The sequence below is a fragment of the Allobosea sp. 01N443 genome (genome assembly GCF_056399325.1).
Genome location: NZ_JBFTRC010000041.1, coordinates 39,742 through 46,233, shown reverse-complemented (window position 1 = coordinate 46,233; position 6,492 = coordinate 39,742). Strand labels below are relative to the sequence as shown.

The window sequence follows — 6,492 nt, the reverse complement described above, 5'->3', positions numbered from 1 at the left end:
CGTTAACGCGCGCCTCCGCTCGCGCCCTGCCTGAATCCAGCTGTCGTTCGACCTTTTCAGACCAGACTCGACCGCGAGGGGCGATGCCGGGCAATCCGGTAAACTGCCGCCGGCGGGATGTTGCGCAATGTCGAGCCGATCCGTGTTGCGCGAAGGCCGAGGCGATCCAGGATTGGCTTCGGGATGGGGCAGCGCGTCGTATAGGTGACCTGATAGAAGGCGCCGCCCGGCCGCAAATAGCCAAACGCGCCCCTGAGAATGGCGATGACCTTTCGTGGCGGCATCGAAAGCACGGGAAGGCCGCTGATCACGGCGCCAACCCCTCCTGCTTCGTAAAGAGCGACTTCGCGAAGGCGTGAAGCGTCCATCCAGCGCACACGGGCCTCGGGAAAGCGCATTTCGAGCAGCCGCGCAAAATCGGGCCCGAACTCGACGAGGGTCAGGTTGTGCTCGGGCACGCCTCGCCTGATGAGCGCCTGGGTAAATGCGCCGGTTCCAGGTCCAAGTTCAATGACAGGCCCGGTTTCCGGCGTGACCTCCTGTGTCATCAGATCCGCCAGGGCGGTGCCCGACGGCGTCACCGAAGCGACACGCAACGGCGCACCGATCCAGGCGCGGAAGAAAGACCAGTTGTCGGAGGCCAGCATGCCGGTCCTCCGTCCCAAGGCGTCTTCAGGCGCAACGCGGAGGCTTCGCCCGGCGCCGGGTAGCATTCTCGATGACATGTGCAGTCCATCCCAGTGGCGGCCACCGCAATGGTTGAGCGGGCCCGGAGCTTCCATGAGTGCACCGCTCTGTTTCGCGGCGCCGTCGGCATCGATGCCACGACGGGGTTGAGCCAGCCTGTCATGCGGAGGCGCAGGGGCGTGCCGGACTCGATGAGGCCGGAATGAGCTCTCGCCGGCGAGGTCGGGACCGAGCTTCCATGCAAGGTTGGCGCAATCCGCACTCGATAGGCGGTTACCCCCGAGGAGCGGGAGATTCCGCCTTGCGCATCTTGTTGGTCGAGGATGAGCCGGCAATGGCTTCAGCGCTGCGCACTGCGCTGACCCGTCAGGACATGGTCGTGGACCATCTGCCAACCAGAGCGGATGCAGAGGCAATGCTGAGCGAAAGCTGCGGCATCTATGATGCAGTGCTGCTTGACCGCCAGTTGCCCGATGGCGACGGCCTGGACCTGGTCCGAAGGCTGCGGGCAAAGGGCGACACGGTGCCGGTCCTCATGCTGACGGCGCGTGGGGACTTGAACGACCGGGTCGCGGGTCTTGACCATGGAGCCGATGACTATCTCGGCAAGCCTTTCGCCTTCGAGGAACTTCTGGCGCGCCTGCGCGCACTCCTGCGCCGGCCTGCCGGCATGCGCTCCGATACGGTGCGGATCGGTCGCCTTTCCTTCGATTTCGTGCACCGCGAGACCCGTGTGGCAGGCCAGATGCTCGCCATGCCGCGGCGCGAATTGCTGGTGCTGGAAGCCCTGATGCGCCGGATGGGGCGAATGGTCTTGCGAACCTTCCTGATGGAGGCCGTGTTCGGTCTGGATGACGAGATCCAGTCCAACGCGCTCGATACCCATGTCTCTCGCCTGCGCCGCAAGCTTGCGGAAGCTGATGCCGGCGCGACGATCGATGGGATTCGCGGAGTCGGTTACCTCATCCGCGAAACCGCCTGACGATGGATGGCGGGTATTCCCTCAAGCGCCGGCTGATCGGGCGGCTCATGGCGTTCCAGGCTGCCGCCATCATGCTGATCGTCGCTGGCTTGTTCGCCACAGGGGCGTTGTTCGACTTCTCATCGGTCGAGAGCACCATTGAGACCCTGCGAGGCGCGGTGGCGCGCGGGCCGACTGGCAAGCTGGTGCTGCGGCCAACGCGCCAATTGACCCGGATGCGGGCTTCTAATCCAAATCTCTGGTTCGTCATCCGGGACCGCACGGGCCACCGCGTGTCCGAAGGAGCCGTTCCTGCGGATTTCAGCCAGCTCGGCGACAGCCTCGACCATATCGGCCAGGCCCGGCTGGGCTGGAATATCGGCGATCCTCCCCGCGCCACGGCACGGGTCAGATGGGTGAACAGCGCAGCTGGCGAGGTCCAGGTCGTGACGGGCACCGAGACCCGGGCATCGCTCTATCTTGTGGCCCTGGGGATGAGCCTCGTGTTCCTCAAGGAGGTTCTGCCCGTTCTCGCCGTGATGGCGGTCGCGGCCCTGCTCGTCACTCCGCTGGTGGTCCGAGGAGCCTTGGCCGGATTGGGCCGGGCAGCGGCGCAGGCCGGGCGCATCGAGATCGACCGGCGGGGTGTTCGTTTGCCCCTCGATGACGTGCCGGTCGAGATCACGCCGCTAGTCACGGCGGTGAATGCCGCCCTTGGACGTCTCGACAGGGGCTACGAGCAACACAAGCGCTTCCTGGCGGCCGCCGCGCATGAACTGCGGACGCCCGTCGCCATTCTCAATACGAGGCTGGCATCCCTGCCGGCGGGCGAAGAGAAGACGCGCCTCCTCCAGGATGTTGCGCGGCTGGCGACCATGATGGAGCAGCTTCTTGACCTTGAGCGGCTCGATCAGCAGACGGACACGTTCACGCCCATGGACCTCAACGCGATTGCGAAGCGGGTCGTGGTCGACCTTGCGCCCCTGGCCTTCGCCGCCGGCTATCAGATGGAGTTCAAGCCCGAGGGAGATCCGGTCACGGTCATTGGAGATCCGCTATCGGTCGAGCGGGCCCTGACCAATCTGGTCCAGAACGCGATCGAGCATGGCGGCCGGACTGGAACGATTGCCGTCCGCGTCGGTCACTCCGCGATCATCGACATCCAGGACGACGGATGCGGCATTCCGCGCKAGCAACGCGAACGTGTCTTCGAGCCCTTTCAAAGGCTTCATGCGCAAAGCCGCGGCTCGGGCCTCGGTCTCAACCTTGTTCGCGAGATCATGCATCGTCACGGAGGCGAGGTGCTCGCGCTCGATTCAGCATCGGGCGGTGCCTGTCTCAGGATGGTCTTCCCCCAGCCAGGCCTGGCCGCCTGAGCACGCAGCTATTTCCAGAAGCCGTTGTCCTTCGCCCGTTCCCGCCACCTCCAGGGCTGGTACTCCGCATGGCCGTCATACGCCTCGCCTGAACTGTAGCGCCCGTCCGTGCAGGGGTCGGAGGGCGCGCGGCCTGCGTGCCAGCGTCGCAGTTCCGCCTCGCAATCGACCGGTCGGCCGAAGCTGAAGCGCCCATCCCTGCAGGGCGAATGGGGCGCTCCTTCGTCCTGGACCGGCCGCACGCGCGGCGCACTGGCGGGCAATGGCGGCGCCAAGCCGGCCTTTGGATGCGCCTGTGCCGAAGCGGCGGCACCTGAAAGCGCCAGCATGGTCGCGACGCCCCTGGCGATGCTGGTGCGGGCCCTGTTCATCGTGATCTCCATCCGCGACGACGCAACGGCTGCCTCGCCCGCCGGCATCGTCCCGGGGCTCGATTGAATGAACATTGCAAGGGATAGGGAATCCGGCGGCTTTGCCTGCGATCTCGGCTGCAATTTGCAAAACCTCTAAAAACACGTCAAAGGAAGCGCCATATGCGCCGGCCCCGCCGCGCCCCTTCCTGATCCAGTGTCCGAGCTTGTCGCCGATGAACGCCGTCGCGCCGAAGATTTCTTTCGTCTCCCTGGGCTGTCCCAAGGCCCTCGTCGATTCCGAACGCATCATCACCTCGCTGCGCTCGGAAGGCTATGAGCTCAGCAAGAGCCATGCGGGCGCTGACCTCGTCATCGTCAATACCTGCGGCTTCCTCGACAGCGCCAAGGCGGAGTCGCTGGAGGCGATCGGCTCAGCCATGGCCGAGAACGGCAAGGTCATCGTCACCGGCTGCATGGGCGCCGAGCCCGAGCAGATCCGCGACGCCTTCCCGAACGTGCTGGCGATCACCGGTCCCCAGGCCTATGAGAGCGTCGTCTCGGCCGTGCATCAGGCGGTGCCGCCCAGGCACGATCCTTTTGTCGACCTGGTGCCGGACCAGGGCATCAAGCTCACGCCGAGGCACTACGCCTATCTCAAGATTTCAGAGGGTTGCAACAATCGCTGCAGCTTCTGCATTATCCCGAAGCTGCGCGGGGACCTGGTCTCGCGACCGATCGGCGATGTGCTGCGCGAGGCCGAGAAACTGGTCAAGGCTGGCGTCAAGGAACTGCTGGTCATCTCCCAGGACACCAGTGCCTATGGCCTCGATGTCAAATACGCCCCCTCGCTCTGGAAGGATCGCGAGGTCCGCACGCGCTTCTTCGAGCTGGCGCGGGAACTCGGCCAGATGGGGGTCTGGGTGCGGATGCACTATGTCTATCCCTATCCGCATGTCGACGAGGTCATCCCGCTGATGCAGGAAGGGCTGATTCTGCCCTATCTCGATATTCCCTTTCAGCACGCATCTCCCAGCGTTCTCAAGGCGATGAAGCGCCCGGCTCATCAGGACYGCACGCTCGACCGCCTGCGCAAATGGCGCGAGATCTGTCCCGATCTCGCCATCCGCTCAACCTTCATCGTCGGCTTCCCCGGCGAGACGGAAGAGGATGTCCAGTTCCTGCTCGACTGGCTGAGGGAAGCAAAGCTCGAGCGCGTCGGCTGCTTCAAATACGAGCCGGTCAAGGGTGCGCCTGCCAATGATCTCGGCCTGCCGCTGATCCCGGAGGACGAGAAGGAAGCGCGCTGGCATCGTTTCATGAAGGCGCAGGCCGAAATCAGTACCCGGATCGTCAAGAGCCGGGTCGGCAAGCGCATTCAGGTGATCATCGACGAGGCGGGCCCGACGGTCGCCAAGGGCCGCTCCAAATGGGATGCGCCCGAGATCGACGGCAATGTCTATGTTGCGAGCCGCCGGCCGCTCCGGGCCGGCGAGATCGTGACGGTGAAGATCGAGCGGGCCGACGCCTACGATCTGCACGGAATCGCGGTCTGATCGGGCCTGTCCACTTTCGCAAGGGCGCGCATGATCTGGTCGCCGCGCCCGCGATAGAGGAAGACCTCGCTACCCCAAGGCAGGTCTGTTGGAACGCGACGGCAGGCGCCGTGACGGAGGCGGCTCGCTGCAGACATGATCGATCCGGTTGGCGCCCCCGCCACGGAGCGCGACTGCGCGGGTGAGGCGTGCCTTCCCCCCAGGGAATTCGCGCAGCAGCTGAAACACGGACCGAGCGCTTCCGCCTGCTGCGCCCTTGCCGCTCCGACCGCCATCGTCGCCGCCATGCCCGCTGCCGTTCTGCTGCGACATTGCGACCGTCGAGATGGTTAGAGAGGCCAAGAACAGACCAGTGAAACGAAGTGTCCGGTTCATGACATGCTCCCGAATGAGGATCAGCGTCCGCTGGCCCTCATTGGTCGCGTCGTCTCCGCAGCAGGTTCACAGGCGTCGGAACGATGATCGGCCCTGCTCTCAGATAGCCGGCTTTCGCCGGGCTGAACCGAGGCGCCCGAGCCACCAGCCAAATCTCTGCGCGAGCATGGCCAGCGCCACCGCATAGCCGATCAGGGCGAAGATCCAGCTCATGGTCGTGAGACTGAGCGCGCCCAGCACCAGCGCCGAACGTCCGAGCACCTTCAGGACCGCACGGGTGGTGGACCCCTTGGCGGCGCTCAGCCGTGCCGCGCGCCCAATATCGCCGGCCTCGTCTGCAACCGCGAGAACCTGGCGCAGACCGGCCTGGCCGGTCCGGGCATAGACTGCGCCGGCATCCTGCCCAAGCGTTGCCAGGCGCGTCATTGCCGCCGGCCGCACGATCGCAGCCGAGGATGCGCGGGCTGCTGCCAGGTCGAAGCGCGCAGCAGCGGAGAGACTGGCTGTCAGAGCCGGACGATCGACGGCTCCCGCGGCCATGCGCGTGAGATTGGCCGTCAGCTTTGGCGACAGCATGCCTGCCTTCGCCGTTGCCTTGACGACGCTGAGACCACCGCGTGCCGGCAGGCCGCTGCCGAGGCTCGCCCATGTCGCAACGCTCAGAGCGAGCCCGCCAGCGGCCAGTACCAGGACGACATGATCTGTTGCCTCGCCGCGGAGCAGCTTCTGGCCTTCACCGGCGAGGTCCCGCAGGTCGCCGACGCCGACAACGTCGCTGACCACCGCGCCGGCGAAGCCGGCATTGCTCGCGCGTTCGCCCGACAGGAAACCGGAGCCGAAATCCCTGAGTGCGCGCGTCGACGCCTCGTCCTTCAAGCGCGCGAGGCGCTCGCGCTGATCCTCCGTGACAACGAGGCGATGCTCGGCGGCCAGATCGACAAAGCTGCCGGCAAGGTCGGTGTCGCCAGCGGCAATCGCGGCATCGATCTCGTCTGCGATGCGCCCGGACGCAAGCACGCCCTGCAGGCGCAGGTCCGACAGGGCGACGGGGTCACTGGCCGCCACCTGMAACTGCAGGCCATTCCATCCGCGCGGCAGCACCAATATGCCCGCGCCGATCAGCGCCGGCACGACACATAGTGCCCGAATCGCGTTCTTCATCTTGCCCAGCCACCCATCCTGCCGCC

General features: G+C 65.7%; 6 protein-coding genes. 4 read left to right on the top strand and 2 right to left on the bottom strand.

Annotated elements, in window-relative coordinates:
- Positions 1 to 56 precede the first annotated feature (56 nt).
- A complete protein-coding gene (locus AC1DRP_RS13195) occupies positions 57 to 647 on the bottom strand; it encodes a class I SAM-dependent methyltransferase (protein ID WP_441507657.1) in 591 nt (196 codons plus the stop codon).
- Positions 648 to 988: 341 nt separating this feature from the next.
- Here AC1DRP_RS13195 and AC1DRP_RS13190 point away from each other — a divergent pair, with 341 nt between their 5' ends.
- From AC1DRP_RS13190 to rimO, 4 genes are all read left to right on the top strand, one after another.
- The gene (locus AC1DRP_RS13190) at positions 989 to 1,669 is read left to right on the top strand and encodes a response regulator transcription factor (protein ID WP_441491702.1); all 681 of its coding nucleotides are present in this window, start codon (positions 989 to 991) and stop codon (positions 1,667 to 1,669) included.
- On the top strand, positions 1,666 to 3,024 hold the full coding sequence (locus AC1DRP_RS13185) for a sensor histidine kinase (protein WP_476768672.1): 1,359 nt from the start codon (positions 1,666 to 1,668) through the stop codon (positions 3,022 to 3,024). The genes AC1DRP_RS13190 and AC1DRP_RS13185 overlap by 4 nt, the downstream gene beginning before the upstream one ends.
- A 108-nt stretch (positions 3,025 to 3,132) precedes the next feature.
- Positions 3,133 to 3,462 carry a hypothetical protein gene (locus tag AC1DRP_RS13180; RefSeq protein WP_441507656.1) on the top strand — a complete coding sequence of 110 codons (330 nt, stop codon included), beginning with the start codon at positions 3,133 to 3,135 and terminating at the stop codon, positions 3,460 to 3,462.
- Between the two features lie 148 nt (positions 3,463 to 3,610).
- Positions 3,611 to 4,930, top strand: coding sequence for a 30S ribosomal protein S12 methylthiotransferase RimO (rimO, locus tag AC1DRP_RS13175; RefSeq protein WP_476768671.1), 1,320 nt, complete (start codon positions 3,611 to 3,613; stop codon positions 4,928 to 4,930).
- 474 nt (positions 4,931 to 5,404) lie between these two features.
- Here the strand turns inward: rimO and AC1DRP_RS13170 are convergent, their stop codons facing one another.
- Positions 5,405 to 6,466, bottom strand: a complete 1,062-nt coding sequence (locus AC1DRP_RS13170) for a hypothetical protein (RefSeq protein ID WP_476768670.1) — start codon at positions 6,464 to 6,466, stop codon at positions 5,405 to 5,407.
- Positions 6,467 to 6,492: the final 26 nt, after the last annotated feature.

Bases quoted from the DNA above. Each gene is read 5' to 3' on its own strand.
- AC1DRP_RS13195 (WP_441507657.1), bottom strand. From the start codon at position 647: ATGCTGGCCTCCGACAACTGGTCTTTCTTCCGCGCCTGGATCGGTGCG.